This is a genomic window from Pantoea stewartii subsp. stewartii (assembly GCF_008801695.1).
Classification (GTDB): domain Bacteria; phylum Pseudomonadota; class Gammaproteobacteria; order Enterobacterales; family Enterobacteriaceae; genus Pantoea; species Pantoea stewartii.
Map to the genome: position 1 here is coordinate 33,405 of NZ_VZPF01000005.1, position 14,622 is coordinate 48,026.

At 51.6% G+C, this 14,622-nt stretch carries 19 protein-coding genes and 1 pseudogene; 19 read left to right on the forward strand and 1 reads right to left on the reverse strand.

Translation table 11 applies throughout. The features are described 5' to 3' along the window. The first annotated feature begins 49 nt into the window (after nucleotides 1–49). The 14 genes from F7Q90_RS02320 (at nucleotide 50) to F7Q90_RS02385 (ending at nucleotide 8,688) form a co-directional block, all read left to right on the forward strand. On the forward strand, nucleotides 50–313 hold the full coding sequence (locus F7Q90_RS02320; protein WP_006118878.1) for a hypothetical protein: 264 nt from the start codon (nucleotides 50–52) through the stop codon (nucleotides 311–313). Continuing rightward, entirely contained in the window at nucleotides 306–2,561 is a 2,256-nt protein-coding gene (locus tag F7Q90_RS02325) for an exonuclease family protein (protein WP_006118877.1), read from the forward strand. Before F7Q90_RS02320 ends, F7Q90_RS02325 begins: the two co-directional genes overlap by 8 nt. Further along, nucleotides 2,558–3,121 (forward strand): siphovirus Gp157 family protein, encoded by a 564-nt coding sequence (locus tag F7Q90_RS02330; protein ID WP_006118876.1) that lies wholly within the window; start codon nucleotides 2,558–2,560, stop codon nucleotides 3,119–3,121. The genes F7Q90_RS02325 and F7Q90_RS02330 overlap by 4 nt, the downstream gene beginning before the upstream one ends. A 41-nt stretch (nucleotides 3,122–3,162) precedes the next feature. Beyond that, nucleotides 3,163–3,336 carry a hypothetical protein gene (locus tag F7Q90_RS26570; protein WP_156879133.1) on the forward strand — a complete coding sequence of 58 codons (174 nt, stop codon included), beginning with the start codon at nucleotides 3,163–3,165 and terminating at the stop codon, nucleotides 3,334–3,336. Beyond that, on the forward strand, nucleotides 3,333–3,548 hold the full coding sequence (locus F7Q90_RS02335; RefSeq protein ID WP_006118874.1) for a hypothetical protein: 216 nt from the start codon (nucleotides 3,333–3,335) through the stop codon (nucleotides 3,546–3,548). The genes F7Q90_RS26570 and F7Q90_RS02335 overlap by 4 nt, the downstream gene beginning before the upstream one ends. A 265-nt stretch (nucleotides 3,549–3,813) precedes the next feature. Then, nucleotides 3,814–4,026, forward strand: coding sequence for a hypothetical protein (locus tag F7Q90_RS02345; RefSeq protein WP_044241877.1), 213 nt, complete (start codon nucleotides 3,814–3,816; stop codon nucleotides 4,024–4,026). Beyond that, nucleotides 4,023–4,271: a DUF7446 family protein gene (locus tag F7Q90_RS02350; protein ID WP_006118873.1), complete on the forward strand. Its 249-nt coding sequence runs from the start codon at nucleotides 4,023–4,025 to the stop codon at nucleotides 4,269–4,271. The genes F7Q90_RS02345 and F7Q90_RS02350 overlap by 4 nt, the downstream gene beginning before the upstream one ends. Then, the gene (locus F7Q90_RS02355; RefSeq protein ID WP_006118872.1) at nucleotides 4,268–4,600 is read left to right on the forward strand and encodes a hypothetical protein; all 333 of its coding nucleotides are present in this window, start codon (nucleotides 4,268–4,270) and stop codon (nucleotides 4,598–4,600) included. Before F7Q90_RS02350 ends, F7Q90_RS02355 begins: the two co-directional genes overlap by 4 nt. After that, entirely contained in the window at nucleotides 4,597–4,899 is a 303-nt protein-coding gene (locus F7Q90_RS02360) for a DNA-binding protein (RefSeq protein WP_044241876.1), read from the forward strand. Before F7Q90_RS02355 ends, F7Q90_RS02360 begins: the two co-directional genes overlap by 4 nt. Before the next feature lie 2 nt (nucleotides 4,900–4,901). Further along, complete coding sequence (locus F7Q90_RS02365; RefSeq protein ID WP_044241872.1) at nucleotides 4,902–5,135, forward strand: hypothetical protein; 234 nt, start codon at nucleotides 4,902–4,904, stop codon at nucleotides 5,133–5,135. A gap of 1 nt (nucleotide 5,136) precedes the next feature. Beyond that, nucleotides 5,137–5,619: a hypothetical protein gene (locus F7Q90_RS02370; RefSeq protein ID WP_006118870.1), complete on the forward strand. Its 483-nt coding sequence runs from the start codon at nucleotides 5,137–5,139 to the stop codon at nucleotides 5,617–5,619. A gap of 2 nt (nucleotides 5,620–5,621) precedes the next feature. Further along, nucleotides 5,622–7,262 (forward strand): DUF4942 domain-containing protein, encoded by a 1,641-nt coding sequence (locus F7Q90_RS02375; RefSeq protein WP_006118869.1) that lies wholly within the window; start codon nucleotides 5,622–5,624, stop codon nucleotides 7,260–7,262. 66 nt (nucleotides 7,263–7,328) lie between these two features. Next, nucleotides 7,329–7,580 (forward strand): excisionase, encoded by a 252-nt coding sequence (locus tag F7Q90_RS02380; protein WP_044241870.1) that lies wholly within the window; start codon nucleotides 7,329–7,331, stop codon nucleotides 7,578–7,580. Then, nucleotides 7,555–8,688, forward strand: coding sequence for a site-specific integrase (locus F7Q90_RS02385; RefSeq protein ID WP_006118867.1), 1,134 nt, complete (start codon nucleotides 7,555–7,557; stop codon nucleotides 8,686–8,688). Before F7Q90_RS02380 ends, F7Q90_RS02385 begins: the two co-directional genes overlap by 26 nt. A 122-nt stretch (nucleotides 8,689–8,810) precedes the next feature. On the opposite strand, the gene icd is transcribed toward F7Q90_RS02385, so the two are convergent. Further along, nucleotides 8,811–10,061, reverse strand: a complete 1,251-nt coding sequence (icd, locus tag F7Q90_RS02390) for an NADP-dependent isocitrate dehydrogenase (protein WP_006118866.1) — start codon at nucleotides 10,059–10,061, stop codon at nucleotides 8,811–8,813. A 110-nt stretch (nucleotides 10,062–10,171) separates the two neighbouring features. On the opposite strand from icd, the gene rluE reads away from it, so the two are divergent. From rluE to purB, 5 genes and pseudogenes are all read left to right on the forward strand, one after another. Further along, on the forward strand, nucleotides 10,172–10,831 hold the full coding sequence (gene rluE / locus F7Q90_RS02395; RefSeq protein WP_006118865.1) for a 23S rRNA pseudouridine(2457) synthase RluE: 660 nt from the start codon (nucleotides 10,172–10,174) through the stop codon (nucleotides 10,829–10,831). Between the two features lie 48 nt (nucleotides 10,832–10,879). Beyond that, nucleotides 10,880–11,353, forward strand: a pseudogene (locus tag F7Q90_RS02400) (NUDIX domain-containing protein). Between the two features lie 39 nt (nucleotides 11,354–11,392). Then, entirely contained in the window at nucleotides 11,393–12,505 is a 1,113-nt protein-coding gene (mnmA, locus tag F7Q90_RS02405) for a tRNA 2-thiouridine(34) synthase MnmA (RefSeq protein WP_006118864.1), read from the forward strand. 34 nt (nucleotides 12,506–12,539) lie between these two features. Beyond that, on the forward strand, nucleotides 12,540–13,181 hold the full coding sequence (hflD, locus tag F7Q90_RS02410; RefSeq protein WP_006118863.1) for a high frequency lysogenization protein HflD: 642 nt from the start codon (nucleotides 12,540–12,542) through the stop codon (nucleotides 13,179–13,181). Between the two features lie 43 nt (nucleotides 13,182–13,224). Then, nucleotides 13,225–14,595, forward strand: coding sequence for an adenylosuccinate lyase (gene purB / locus F7Q90_RS02415; RefSeq protein WP_006118862.1), 1,371 nt, complete (start codon nucleotides 13,225–13,227; stop codon nucleotides 14,593–14,595). Nucleotides 14,596–14,622 lie beyond the last annotated feature (27 nt).

Sequence of the window (14,622 nt, forward strand, 5' to 3'; positions counted from 1 at the left end):
AGCATAAGCATTTGTTAAGTGCTTAATCTGATAAATGAGGAGCCATAAATTGGATATTACTCTCGCGTTCAAAAAATTATCACTGACAAACGGTGATGAAATCACATTAAGCATTGCGCCAAGTGCAATGCAAAAAATGATTATCGAGTTAATCGCTCAGGGTTATCTCACCACAGAGGAAATGGCGACTTACGTAATAAGCCAATTAAAGATTTGCGATAAACAAAACCTTCCGTACGTATTACCTGAAAACGTACTGAAAAAATTAAATGAAACTTATCAAACCGTAAATAACGGGGGTGAAAATGTCTAAATATATTGGCTGTTGGTTTGGCCTTGAAGAATCTGCTGAAGAAAATGGCGAAATGCGAATCGCCCATGCTTTTGAGGCCGTAAATGATAAACAGGCAAAAGCGAAAGCAGCGCTGCTGTTCATGGAAGCCTTTCCGGATGGTGACGACTCTCAGTTCGAATTCCGTATGTATGCCGAAGCGGACGGTATTCCCTGCCCTACCGAAGAATGGGATGAAACCTTTTTATTCGAACATGAATGGGACGACGATCTGGGACACCCGGTAGCGAACGTCCAGGCCAGCCCCGTTGATTTTGACAAGCTACAGCCATCAGTGCGTGTCGCAGTACTGGTGAAATACAACACGACTGAAATCACCAGTGATCAGCTTGGTGCCGCGATTGAATTGCAGCAGGGCGACTCATCAACGTTTGACAGCCATATTACCGACGCTATTTCCAAGATGCCGGCAATCGTGTCCATGTACCCGGAACGCATTCTGGAAGCTATCCAGTATATCCGTGATAACTGCGCCCCTAATAAGAAATGGCCGGAAATTAAAGCGGCACTTGCTGGATGGCTGAAGAGTCACGAAGAAGAACGAAAAGAAGGTGCAATCGACGCCATTGATACTGACGCTGTTGAACCATCTGCTGTCGTGGTACCACGCCCCTATAAACACACGCATAGCACTTTGGACGTTGAAATTGCCACAGCATTATGGGCGGGTGATGTAGATCCAAACGCCCCGCAGCCCTCTGTAACACGTTGGGCGAATGGCATCATCAAAGAGGATCGCGAGGATTTTAAACGCTGGTCAATTCAGCTTCGCACCCAGGCCAACATTCTCAAATACGACCGCCCGACCATTTTCGGCGTGGTCCGTAACGTGCCGGCAACCGACGCATATCGCTTCCCGGAATCACATAAACGCTACATCACCGAATACCTCAAAGCCCACGGCAAGATGGAGAACGAAGACGATGAAACCGAACAGAACACGGCGGCATCAACTGGCCCACTGGAATCTGAATCGCCAGAAACTTCTACAGTGGCGACGCAACACTCTGATGATGTGTCAGCAACGGGGACGGTGGAAACTGCGCCACCTGTAGAGCGTACCGGGCCATTCTACTATCGCACCGCTGATGGTCAGCCTGGCCGTGCTAACAAGCTGGCTAAACTCGAAGCCGTTATTGAACAGGGCTGCATCGAGATCACCAAAGAAGAATACCAGGCACTGAAAGAGGCTCCGCCAGTTCAGCAGCAGGCCAGCAGTGATCATCCCGGTATAAATAACCTCGGTAATGGTCGTTTCAGCATTGAAGGGCTGGCGCCAGAGCAGCCGCAAACCGATGAAAACAGCGCCTCAAATGAAGTCGAAAAAACGGAAGTAGCACCACAGGCAGCCCCGGATTCTGATGCTTTCGTGCTTCGGGCAGATGAGCTTGAAAAAGAACTCGGTGACAGCGAGAACCTTTCACTCTGGAAAAGCGTTATGCGCACCAACCCTCGTTACACGAAGGATATGGGCGACCTCGGGTTCGGTGGCACTTCCATTAATGCCGAATACATGTTTATGCGAGCCACCGAATCTTTTGGCCCTGCTGGCACCGGTTGGGGATGGACGATCCTCGAAGACAAAATGGTTGAAGGCGCACCACTCACAGAAAAAATCTTTGAGGGTACCAAGTTTGTTGGGAAACGCATTCTTCGTGATGCCGACGGCTCCCTGCTTTTCGAGCTGAACCACTATGTGCGCATCGCGCTTTGGTACATCAAAGACGGCGAAAAAGGGACGGTCGAAAACTTTGGCTCAACACCATACCGCCAAACCACCAAAAACGGCATTTATTGCGATAGCGAAGTGCATAAGAAGTCGCTCACCGACGCAATAAAAAAATGCCTGTCAATGCTCGGCTTCTCCGCTGATGTCTGGCTCGGTCTTTACGACGACGCCGCATATAAAGCTGAAAGCGTGCTTGAGTTCGGCATTAAGGATGCCGCGGAAAAAGCGGACGACTCCACCCGGATCCGCGAGGAACTGGACGAGCGCTTTAAACAGAACGTCGAAACGATGCGTAAAGCTGTTTCCCAGAATGAAGTTTCGAAAATAGCCAGCAGTCTGACCCGTACAGTTGGTATTCACCTGAAATCAGCCAAAGAAATCAACGATCAGGAATACGCCAAATATCTTGAGGGCCGTCTGCGCCGCCTCGAAGAAGTTAAATCCGAATGCCTCGCCAAATTGCAGGAGAAAGCAGCATGAGCAACCGTACTATCGACCTCGCTTTAGAGATCAGCAAGCTTGAATCCCTCGCCGTGGAAGGCGGGGATCTTACCCCTGAAATGATTGCTGACACGCTGGAAGGCATAGAGGGGATGCTTGAAGACAAATTCGACGCAGTAATGGCTAAAGTTCGTGAATTCGATACCAAAGCGGAAGCCTGCAAAAAAGAAGCAGCACGGGTTAGCGAAAGGAAAAAACACTGGGAACGCCAGGTTTACGCACTCAAAAGCTACTTACTGCAATGTCTGCAAGCCAGCAACCGTACCACCTTTAAAACCACCCTCAACACCTTCACGGCCCGCAAAGGCAGCGTAAGCCTGAAGATCGATAATGTGGATTTACTGCCAGATGAGTTTGTCGAGTCGCATACGGAGGTGGTCACAACCCCGAAGAACGACGAACTGAAAAAAGCATTGCAGGAGCTGGCCACCAAAATCGCAGCGGCCCGCGCTGCCGGCGAAGAACCAGATCCGGAATTGCTCAAATCAATACCCGGCGCTCACCTCGAAACAGGTTCACCAACTTTGCAGGTGCGTTAACCCGGATGCGGCCAGCAATGGCCGCTCACTGAGACAGAGATATGAGCGACGAATTCAGCAGCCTTTTGTTCCCCAAAAGAACAGAACCCGATGACTTCAAAGACCACACCGAAGAAATCATCTGGCATATGCGGAACGGGTACCGGCGGCACCACGGCATTGTTGAGCAACCACCAGAAAGAAAAACTCAAAAATTAAAGGACAGCAGAAAATGAAAATTATCAAACTTGATCAGTTATGCACCGTAGAACGTGAAGGTAAATACGGTCCGGAAACCAGCGTTGTTCATGATCCGATTTATGTCGTGTCTGAACACATTGAATCGTTTTATTACGTGGGTAATACGGCGATAAAAATGGCTTCTGGCGAGGTTATTAAGGTGAAAGAAACTCCGGAAGAAATCGTAATAATGCTGGAGGCTAATTAATGACTAGGGCAAACCGAGACCGCTTATTTGCTTATAAAGGCTGGCTAAATAGGGAAAACGAGAACGGTACACCATTGGTTGCGTATACCTGCCCATCGTGTTTGGAAAAACTGCATACAGTCCAGGCACCAGATAGTGAGGTCTGGGATACGTTTTCAAACTGCCCTTTCTGCCAGTCGCTTCTATTCAAGGTGACAAAGGGTGCCACGGTATCAATCGAGCTAATGACAAAAATAGGGGCAAATAACGTCAAAGGCGGTGCAGCATGAGCAAATATCCAAGAATTGGTGGTGTATTGTCCAAGAAAAATAATACCTCCGCTAAGTGTCGATGTGGTGCGGTAGCGAAATTCAAAACTACGGTACAGGTAGATATTTTTCGTGGTGATGATGAAGTGTTTTGGGCATGCAGCGAACATAAAAATGACAGTGCGTTTCTTCTTGGTCTCGCAGTCGAGAGAAAAGGAGCTGCCCAATGAGCAACACGGCAAAACTTCAACTCGGATTCTCTCCGTTAACAAAGACCATCATGCTGGCAAAAATGCGCGATTTGGAAGGCGGAGGTCGCCTGCGTGTCGGTAGTGACCGTGGACGCGACGTAACGAATGAGGCCGCACAATTGGTCTGGCAACTGGTTATGGCTGAAGGGGGAGAAATCACCTGGGAGTTGGACGATGGCTCTCGCATGGTACTCAAAGCCGAAAAGCAGGAGCGTACAGCATGATTCCAATTACCGCTGTTCCTGTAGAGCGTGACGACGAATACGGATTTTGGACTCACCCGGCTTTCGATGCGCTATGCGGAGACCGTGAGGGTGTTCCTGCTGCTGAATTTAACGAGTGGCTGGCCATTAACGGGCTGGAATACTCAATGGACGAGCTGTGTTTTTGTAGCTATGAGCTGGCTCAGGCTGAATACGAAATTAACGGTTCGTTCACCCAATGGCAACCAGAACCACCTGCCGGCGAAGGCTGGTTTATCGGATCAATTCACGACACTGAAGATGGCCCGGTGTGTATCTGGTTTCGCCACATCGAAGGCGGTGCGGCATGAGCAGATGGGTTCGCGCAGAAATCATGATCATCCGCCAGTGTGCCGGAACTATGACTGTAGGGAGCATCGGTCGGCTGATTGGCAGATCGGGTGCAGCAGTTCGGGCAAAAGCCCGTGAACTGGGTATCAGGCTGTACCTTCGCGGGGATTACCACCAGTCAGCAAAATACCGCCAGGCCGATATCGAGCTGGCGCGGGAGCTGCATTGCGAAGGTGTAAGTCGCCGGGATATTGCCGAAAAACTGGAAATGCCAATCGGCGCTGTTAACCAGTACATCTATTTCGAGCGGAGGATGTAGTCATGTCATCAGCAGCCCCCATTTTATTTAGAGGTATATCAGACGTTAACGATATAGAGCAGTTGACCAACAAACGTCGATATATCGCTATGGCATGTGATTTTTGGTCCGAAAACGGATACTGGAAAAAAGATAATAAATTTAATGAAGAATTTGCATCCATTCAATTTTCCGTATTTTCAGAAGCTCTGAAATTAGCCGATCAGAAATTAATAAAATTGCGTAACGAGGTGTAGCGTGGACAAAATCACCGAAGGGAAAAAATATTGTTATCGCTATTACGAAGGGCATGACAACGAAGGTCGCCCGACTATCACTCTGTGGAAACGCGTAATTATTCGTGAAACAGAAAAGACCTTCTGGCATGTAGAAGATATGCCTTACATGCCTTTTGAACAGCTCGTTAAATATCGTACCGGCGGCCCAAAAGAACGACAAAAACTCTATGTGCAGCGTTGTCAAAAGGGTGCTGATCGATCTAAGTACCACTACACGAAAGAGGAAGCATTACAGGCCTTCGTGTATCGCAAACAGTACCAGCTCGAACGAATCCAGTTAACCAAAGAAACGCTTCAAATGTGCCTAAGTGGGCTACGTGAGGCAGGAATAATTTCAGGTGAAGGAGTCCGTTGCAAAATCGAAAAACTGCCTGATGAGTTTTTCCTTGCTGCCCAGGAACCGGGGCCGATAGCGTCAACTTATAACTGGGGAGAGTACTAATCATGGGCGAAGTGACAGAAATCCTGTACGGAGAACTGTCGGATGGGGCGTTTTTCGCCCCTGCTTCCTCCGACCTGGTTGATTCCCTGATCGGCCAGTACAAGCAACTCCGGGCCGATATAGAAATGATGTTCGGGTTAATTAACACGCACCATGTATCGGTTCACCATTTTCTGGAGGGTAACCAGGACCATGATCGGCGGCATTATTTCGGCGGCGTCAGCAATCTATTTAAGCTCGAAGGCGCTATCGCCAGCCTGAATGCAACATTCTGGCAAAAAGCCCTGAATATGACCGACGTATACGAGTACATGCCGAACAACCGACGCACCGAGTGGAACGAGCAGATCCGGGAAATGAAAACGCCCGACTTCGAAGAAGAGACCGTGCGGCCGACAATCATGGAACTGCTTAACTCACGTCAGAAATTTTTCTCCGAGCGAGTGGATGGCATTTTCCGCGCTCTTTCCGGCGACCACGTTACCAACAGGCCGGAAGGTTTCGGTAAGCGCATGATCCTTGCCCGGGTGTTCAACGACTACGGAACAACCAATCATGATATGAGCGGCTATATCCAGGACTTGCGGCAGGTGATTGCTAAATTTATGGGCCGCGATGAACCCCGCTGGCGTGTAACCGACGATGCACTACAGGAAGCACGCTGCCGCCACGGTGAATGGCTGGTGCTGGACGGTGGAGCATTGCGTGTCCGGGCTTATCTGAAAGGTACAGCACACCTCGAAGTACACCCGGATATGGCCTGGCGGCTCAACTGCATTCTGGCGCACCTGTACCCGCTGGCAATCCCGCCGCAATTCCGCCAGAAACCAAAGAAAAAACTCAAAGATTTTGTGCTGATGAGCAAACCGCTGCCGTTTGCTGTTCTGGAAATACTGGCAGGGCTGAAGGCTGAGCGGCACACCCCGATTCATCGCAACCGCTGGGATGAGCCGACACAGCCCCTGACTACCAATCCGTACAACCGCCGATTTGACTGGCGCGACGAAGACAAAGCGATCCGGGGCCAGGCGGGGAAAATACTGGAAACCATCGGCGGCGTGCTGATCAAAGCGGGCCCAAATAAAAATATCAACATCTGGGAATTCGACTATGACCCCGCCCGGGTGCTAGGCGAGATTATCGCGTCCGGGTGCATTCCGGATCATCAGTCTCACCAGTTCTACCCTACCCCAGAATCACTGGCTGAATGGGCCGTATCCGAAGCTGATATTCAAGCAAGTGATAGATGTTTGGAGCCGAGTGCCGGCACAGGGAATCTTGCCGTACTGATGCCGGCAGACCAGACCCAGTGCGTGGAAATCTCAGCGCTGCACTGTCGGGTACTGGAGGCGAAAGGTTACGCCGTCGAACAGGCTGATTTCATCCAGTGGGCCGAAGCCACCAGCAGCCGCTTTGACAAAGTGGTAATGAACCCACCGTTCAGCGAAGGACGAGCCAAAGCACATGTGGAATCTGCTGCCAGCCTGGTTAAACCCGGCGGCCGTCTTGTGGCCATCCTGCCCGGAAGTATGCGGAAAAAAGATATTTTGCCCGGCTGGTCATGTAGCTGGTCTGGACTAATTGATAACGAGTTTGACGGTACCGGCGTTTCAGTCGTCATGCTGAAAGCCGATCGCAAGTGATTTTTGATAATCAGTTTTAAAGCCCGGTCAGCGCTAAATTACTGACCGGCTGTATGAGGTACGAGTATGGCCAGAATGGTGAGCTTAGAAGAATGGGCGGCGGAAGAATTTGGAAGTTTAGCCCCCAGCCTTCGCACATTAAAAAAATATGCCAAGGGCCACATGATGGCACCACCAGCCAGAAAAGTAGGCAGAGAGTGGATGATTGATCGTGAAGCCCGATTTATCGGCATTTTAGCTGAACCAAAAATCGCACCGACCGCAAACCCCAAGCTGAGAAGGATTATTGAAGATGGCTGCCAGACCACGAACCCATAAAATAACCATCCCTAATCTGTACTCAAAGCTGGATAAGCGTACCGGGCGTGTGTACTGGCAATACAAACACCCTGTAACGGGTAAATTTCACAGCCTCGGTACTGATGCTGAAGAAGCCAGACAGGTCGCCAGTGAGGCCAACGACATTATCGCGGAGCAGCGTACCCGGCAGATCCTCAGCGTTAACGAAAAAATCGCCCGTATGCGTGAGTCCAGAGAATTTATCACCGTAACAACCTGGCTGGATCGCTACCTTGCTATCCAGCAGGAACGACTTGAAACAGGAGATATAAAATTGAACTCAGTAAAACAGAAAAAAAAGCCCGTTGAACTGCTGCGCCAGCACTCCGGGATGATGTATCTGAAAGATATTACCACGCTGGAAATCGCGGAGGTCGTGGATGCGGTAAAAGCCCAGGGCTACAACCGTATGGCGCAGGTTGTCCGGACAACGCTGATCGACGTGTTCAAGGAAGCCCAGCACGCCGGACATGTTCCCCCCGGCTACAACCCGGCACAGGCAACTCGCCAGCCGCGTAACCGGGTAATACGCGAACGCCTTTCCCTTGAGGAATGGAAAGAAATTTACGCCGCGGCTGAACACCACCCGCCCTACCTTCAGTGTGCAATGCTACTGGCCGTTGTCACCGGGCAGCGCATAGGGGATATTTCCCGGATGAAGTTCTCTGACATCTGGGATGATATGCTCCACGTCGAGCATGAAAAGACTGGCGCCAAAGTGGCGTTGCCATTGTCACTGCGTTGTGAAGCACTGAATATTACCCTGCGTGAGGTTGTGGCCAAATGCCGCGATGCCGTAGTCAGTAAATACCTGGTACATTTCCGGCACAGTACATCGCAGGCCACGAGAGGTGATCGGGTTTCGGCTAACTCCATCACCACCACATTTAAAAAAGCCAGAAACCGCACCGGTATTTTATGGCCTGACCGGAAGGCTCCAACATTTCACGAACAGCGTTCACTGTCCGAAAGACTGTATGAGGCTCAGGGGATCGATACGCAAAAATTACTCGGTCACAAGTCACCTCAACAGACGGCAAAATACCATGATGACCGTGGAAAAGACTGGACGGTTGTAGCCGTCTGAACAGCATATTTTATAGCCAGTTTTGGGGAAGAGTTTTGGGGAAGTTTTGGGGAAAGGATGGGAGAAGATAAAAGCCAACATAAAATTAACATCTATGTTGGCTTTTTGTTGCGTTGTATATGTTACATGTTCGCGATAATTGCGTCGCCAAACTCACTACATTTCAGTAGTTTAGCGCCTTCCATCAGACGTTCAAAGTCATAGGTTACGGTTTTGGCGTTAATCGCACCTTCCATACCTTTAACAATCAGGTCTGCGGCTTCGAACCATTCCATGTGACGCAGCATCATTTCAGCGGACAGAATCACGGAACCTGGGTTCACTTTATCCTGACCTGCGTACTTCGGTGCCGTACCGTGGGTGGCTTCGAACAGCGCACATTCGTCACCGATGTTTGCGCCTGGTGCAATACCGATACCGCCAACCTGCGCCGCCAGGGCGTCAGAGATGTAGTCACCGTTCAGGTTCATACAGGCGATAACGTCATATTCTGCCGGACGCAGCAGGATTTGCTGCAGGAAGGCATCGGCGATCACGTCTTTTACGATGATCTCTTTACCAGTGTTTGGATTTTTAAATTTCATCCATGGGCCGCCATCGATCAGCTCGCCGCCGAACTCGTCTTTCACTAACTGGTAACCCCAGTCTTTGAAGGAGCCTTCGGTGAACTTCATGATGTTGCCTTTGTGTACCAGCGTCAGTGAATCACGATTGTTAGTGATGGTATATTCCACTGCTGCACGGACCAGGCGCTTGGTGCCCTCTTCCGAACACGGTTTAACACCGATACCGCAGTTTTCTGGGAAGCGAATTTTCTTCACGCCCATTTCTTCACGCAGGAATTTGATGACTTTATCCGCTTCTGGCGTGCCCGCTTTCCATTCGATACCGGCATAGATATCTTCGGAGTTTTCGCGGAAGATCACCATATCAGTGTCTTCAGGACGTTTTACCGGGCTTGGTGTACCGGTGTAGTAGCGTACCGGACGCAGGCAAACGTACAGATCCAGTTCCTGACGCAGCGCAACGTTCAGAGAACGGATGCCGCCGCCAACTGGCGTGGTCAGTGGGCCTTTGATCGCTACGCGGTATTCTTTGATTAAATCGAGGGTTTCTTGCGGCAGCCAGACATCCTGACCGTAGAGTTCAACCGATTTTTCACCGGTATAAATCTCCATCCAGGAGATTTTACGCTCGCCGTTGTAGGCTTTTTTCACAGCGGCATCAACCACTTTCAGCATCACTGGTGACACATCAACGCCGATACCATCCCCTTCGATGTAAGGGATAACCGGGTTATTTGGGACAACCAGTTTACCTTGATTCAGGGTGATTTTCTGACCTTCCGCCGGAACAACTACTTTGCTTTCCATTAACCTCTCCTTCGAGCGATTTTTTGTTAATGATTTGTAAGATGCGCGTCAATACTACTTGAATATTCACGCCACGCCAATCACCGCAATTTCGCGTTATAATGCGCTGAATGTTCCAGACTGCAAAGCGTATGCGAAAAACTAATCAGACTTCTCATCCAAATAAACGATTCAGCCGACAAACACGTCCCGTGCATCGCAAGGCGTCCTCGCCGCCTGCCGTCCGCAGCGTGCTTCTGTTCAACAAACCCTTCGATGTTCTGCCGCAATTTACCGATGAAGCCGGCCGCCGCACCCTCAAAGATTTTATCGACGTGAGTGACGTTTACGCGGCGGGCCGACTCGATCGCGACAGCGAAGGACTGATGGTCCTGACTAACGATGGTCCGCTACAGGCGGCGCTGACGCAGCCCGGCAAGCGCACCGGCAAGATTTACTATGTGCAGGTGGAAGGCGCGCCTGAGGAAACCGATCTACAACCTTTGCGCGATGGCGTTAATCTGAAAGATGGCCCGACGTTACCGGCTGGCGTCGAAAAAGTGGCTGAGCCCGACTGGTTGTGGCCGCGCCAGCCGCCGATTCGCGAGCGCAAAGCCATTCCAACACAGTGGCTGAAAATAACGCTTTTTGAAGGACGTAACCGTCAGGTCAGACGTATGACGGCCCATATTGGCTTTCCAACCCTGCGTCTGGTGCGCTATGCCATGGGCGAGTTTACGCTGGGCGATTTGGCCCCGGGTGCCTGGCGCGATATCAGCGCACAAGATTGACTGCCATTATCATTTCCATAACTTTAAGTTAACAATTCAGGAGGATCGATGTTTAAACCGCATGTCACCGTCGCGTGCCTGGTGCAGGCTCGGGGTGCATTACTGGTCGTTGAAGAACGCGTCAACGGCATCGCCACCTGGAACCAGCCTGCCGGTCATCTTGAAGCCGATGAAACGCTGCATGAAGCCGCATCACGGGAATTGTTTGAAGAGACCGGCATTCGGGCCGAAATGCAGTATTTTATCGGCATAAACCAGTAGATCGCCCCGGATAATACGCCTTTTGTGCGGTTTCTGTTTGGCGTGGATCTGGACGATATCCAGCCAACGGCTCCGCAGGACAGCGACATTGATTGCTGCTGGTGGGTCGCGCCAGAGCAGATTCTGTCGGCCTCTAACCTGCGTTCGCCCCTAGTTGCCGAAAGCGTACGCCGCTGGCAACAGGGCGTACGCTATCCGCTCGACCTGATCAGCCCGTTCAACTGGCCGTTTCATGAAGGTGCGCACCCGCGTTCAGCGTGATAGAATGCGCCGCCTGTTTTACTGTTTTGCGAGCTTGTGATGTCTGATAACTGCCAGAAAAAAGTGATCGTCGGAATGTCCGGCGGCGTCGATTCTTCCGTTTCCGCCTGGTTACTGCAACAGCAGGGCTATCAGGTTGAAGGCCTGTTCATGAAGAACTGGGAGGAAGACGATGGCGAGGAATACTGTACCGCCGCTGACGATCTGGCGGATGCGCAAGCCGTGTGCGACAAGTTAGGTATTAAACTGCACAAAGTGAACTTTGCGGCAGAGTACTGGGACAATGTCTTTGAACACTTCCTGGAAGAGTACAAAGCGGGCCGCACTCCCAATCCCGATATCCTGTGTAATAAAGAAATCAAATTCAAGGCGTTTCTGGAGTTTGCCGCAGAGGATCTGGGTGCAGACTTCATCGCCACCGGGCACTATGTCCGCCGTCAGGATATCGATGGCCGCAGCCACCTGCTGCGCGGTCTGGATGGTAACAAAGACCAGAGCTATTTCCTTTACACACTCAGCCACCAGCAAATCGCGCAGAGCCTGTTCCCGGTCGGCGAGCTGGAAAAGCCTGAAGTGCGTCGCATCGCTGAACAACTTGAGCTGGTGACGGCGAAGAAAAAAGACTCCACCGGCATTTGCTTCATTGGTGAACGCAAGTTTACCGAATTCCTGGCGCGCTACCTCCCTGCCCAGCCGGGTGAAATTGAAACCGTCGACGGACAGATTGTGGGTGAGCACCAGGGCCTGATGTATCACACGCTCGGCCAGCGTAAAGGGCTGGGCATTGGCGGTCTTAAAGAAAGCAAAGACGATCCCTGGTACGTCGTTGATAAAGATGTGGCGCGCAACCGCCTGATCGTGGCGCAGGGCGGCGACCATCCCCGACTGATGTCAGTGGGTCTGATTGCCCAGCAGTTACACTGGGTTGATCGTCAGCCGCTAACCTCACCGCTGCGTTGTACGGTGAAAACCCGCTACCGTCAGACCGATATCCCCTGCGAAATTATCCCGCACGGCGAGGATAAAATTGAAGTCCGGTTTGATGAGCCCGTTGCTGCGGTCACGCCGGGTCAGTCTGCGGTGTTCTACCTTGATGAAGTCTGCCTGGGTGGCGGTATCATCGAAGAACGTTTGCCTTGGGTTGCCGCATAATACCGGTGGGAATAACGCGTAAACAGGAGTAACCGTGGCAAAAAACTATCAGGACATTACCTTTGCACTGGCGGGAATTTGCCAGGCGGCCCATCTGGTGCAGCAGTTAGCCAATCAGGCACATTGTCAGCCGGAGGCGCTGACGGTGTCACTGCGCAGCGTACTGGACCTGAATCCTCCCTCGACCCTGGCGGTATTTGGTAACAACGAAGCCAACCTGCGCCTGGGGCTGGAAACCCTGATGGCCGTGCTGAACAGCACGCAACGTCAGGGCGCTGGTGCCGAACTGACCCGTTACACGTTGAGCCTGATGGTACTGGAGCGCAAGCTCAATGCGAACAAGCAGGCTATGAACACCCTGGCTCAGCGAATCAGCCAGCTCGATCGTCAGCTGGCGCATTACGCGTTGGAATCCGACACTATTCTGAGCGCCATGGCGGGCATTTATGTCGATGTGATCAGCCCGCTCGGCCCACGTATTCAGGTAACCGGATCGCCGGCAGTGCTACAGAATTCCCTGCTACAGAGTAAAGTTCGCGCCACGCTGCTGGCCGGCATTCGTGCCGCCGTGTTGTGGCAACAGGTTGGCGGAGGCCGACTGCAGCTGATGTTTTCGCGCCAGCGTTTACTGCGCGAAGCCAAATCGATTTTATCCCGCCTGCCACTGACTTACTGAGTCAGTGAGGCAAACACCGTTAAATGAATCAGGAGTTGCACTGATGGAATTATCCTCTCTGACCGCCGTCTCACCTGTCGATGGTCGTTACGGCGATAAAGTCAGCCCGCTGCGCGCAATTTTCAGCGAATTTGGTTTGCTGAAGTTCCGCGTTGAGGTTGAAGTTCGCTGGTTACAAAAACTGGCTGCGACCGCAGAGATCAAGGAAGTTCCTGCATTTGATGCTGACGCAAACGCTTTCCTTGACGAGATCGTCGCCCGTTTCAGCGAAGCAGACGCCGCACGCATCAAAACCATTGAGCGCACCACCAACCATGACGTGAAAGCGGTTGAGTATTTCCTGAAAGAAAAAGTGGCGGATGTGCCCGCCCTGCATGCAGTGTCGGAATTTATTCATTTTGCCTGCACCTCTGAAGACATTAATAACCTGTCCCATGCGTTGATGCTGGAAACAGCACGCCGCGATGTCATTCTGCCTTACTGGCAGCAGCTGATCGCCGCCGTAAAAGGCCTGGCGCAGGAATACCGTGATATTCCCCTGCTGTCTCGCACGCACGGCCAGCCCGCTACGCCATCGACCATGGGTAAAGAGATGGCCAACGTAGCCTACCGCATGGAACGTCAGCTACGTCAGCTGTCGCAGATTGAAGTGCTGGGCAAAATCAACGGCGCCGTGGGCAACTACAACGCGCACATTGCGGCGTACCCGGAAGCCGACTGGCACCAGTTGAGTGAAGAGTTTGTTACCTCGCTGGGCATCACCTGGAATCCCTATACGACGCAAATCGAGCCGCACGACTACATTGCCGAGCTGTTTGACTGTATCGCCCGCTTTAACACCATCCTGATCGACTTTGATCGCGATATCTGGGGCTATGTGGCACTCAACCACTTCAAACAGAAAACCGTTGCGGGCGAAATCGGCTCGTCGACCATGCCGCATAAAGTAAACCCTATCGATTTTGAAAACTCGGAAGGCAATCTGGGCCTGGCCAACACGGTCATGCAGCATCTGGCCAGCAAACTGCCGGTTTCCCGCTGGCAGCGTGATCTGACCGATTCTACCGTGCTGCGTAACCTGGGTGTCGGCGTAGGCTATGCGCTGATCGCCTATCAGGCCACCTTAAAAGGTATTTCAAAACTGGAAGTGAACCGCGAGCGCCTGCTGGATGAACTGGATCACAACTGGGAAGTGCTGGCCGAGCCGATTCAGACCGTGATGCGCCGTTACGGCATCGAAAAACCGTACGAGAAGCTGAAAGAGCTGACCCGCGGTAAACGTGTTGACGCCGCAGGCATGCAGGCCTTTATCGACAGCCTGGCGCTGCCTGAAGAAGAAAAAACCCGTTTAAAACAGATGACCCCGGCAAATTATCTTGGCCGTGCGATTCAAATGGTTGATGATCTGAAATAATATCCCTTCTGCAGACCGGTTCCCGCC

What these genes read in the sequence shown, in the direction of transcription:
- F7Q90_RS02335 (WP_006118874.1), top strand. Translation starts at nt 3,333, where the DNA reads ATGAAAATTATCAAACTTGATCAGTTATGCACCGTAGAACGTGAAGGT.
- F7Q90_RS02350 (WP_006118873.1), top strand. Translation starts at nt 4,023, where the DNA reads ATGAGCAACACGGCAAAACTTCAACTCGGATTCTCTCCGTTAACAAAG.
- F7Q90_RS02365 (WP_044241872.1), top strand. Translation starts at nt 4,902, where the DNA reads ATGTCATCAGCAGCCCCCATTTTATTTAGAGGTATATCAGACGTTAAC.
- mnmA (WP_006118864.1), top strand. Translation starts at nt 11,393, where the DNA reads ATGTCTGATAACTGCCAGAAAAAAGTGATCGTCGGAATGTCCGGCGGC.
- rluE (WP_006118865.1), top strand. Translation starts at nt 10,172, where the DNA reads ATGTTCCAGACTGCAAAGCGTATGCGAAAAACTAATCAGACTTCTCAT.
- F7Q90_RS02355 (WP_006118872.1), top strand. Translation starts at nt 4,268, where the DNA reads ATGATTCCAATTACCGCTGTTCCTGTAGAGCGTGACGACGAATACGGA.
- F7Q90_RS02385 (WP_006118867.1), top strand. Translation starts at nt 7,555, where the DNA reads ATGGCTGCCAGACCACGAACCCATAAAATAACCATCCCTAATCTGTAC.
- F7Q90_RS02380 (WP_044241870.1), top strand. Translation starts at nt 7,329, where the DNA reads ATGGCCAGAATGGTGAGCTTAGAAGAATGGGCGGCGGAAGAATTTGGA.
- purB (WP_006118862.1), top strand. Translation starts at nt 13,225, where the DNA reads ATGGAATTATCCTCTCTGACCGCCGTCTCACCTGTCGATGGTCGTTAC.
- F7Q90_RS02330 (WP_006118876.1), top strand. Translation starts at nt 2,558, where the DNA reads ATGAGCAACCGTACTATCGACCTCGCTTTAGAGATCAGCAAGCTTGAA.
- F7Q90_RS02345 (WP_044241877.1), top strand. Translation starts at nt 3,814, where the DNA reads ATGAGCAAATATCCAAGAATTGGTGGTGTATTGTCCAAGAAAAATAAT.
- icd (WP_006118866.1), bottom strand. Translation starts at nt 10,061, where the DNA reads ATGGAAAGCAAAGTAGTTGTTCCGGCGGAAGGTCAGAAAATCACCCTG.
- F7Q90_RS02360 (WP_044241876.1), top strand. Translation starts at nt 4,597, where the DNA reads ATGAGCAGATGGGTTCGCGCAGAAATCATGATCATCCGCCAGTGTGCC.
- F7Q90_RS02375 (WP_006118869.1), top strand. Translation starts at nt 5,622, where the DNA reads ATGGGCGAAGTGACAGAAATCCTGTACGGAGAACTGTCGGATGGGGCG.
- F7Q90_RS26570 (WP_156879133.1), top strand. Translation starts at nt 3,163, where the DNA reads ATGAGCGACGAATTCAGCAGCCTTTTGTTCCCCAAAAGAACAGAACCC.
- F7Q90_RS02325 (WP_006118877.1), top strand. Translation starts at nt 306, where the DNA reads ATGTCTAAATATATTGGCTGTTGGTTTGGCCTTGAAGAATCTGCTGAA.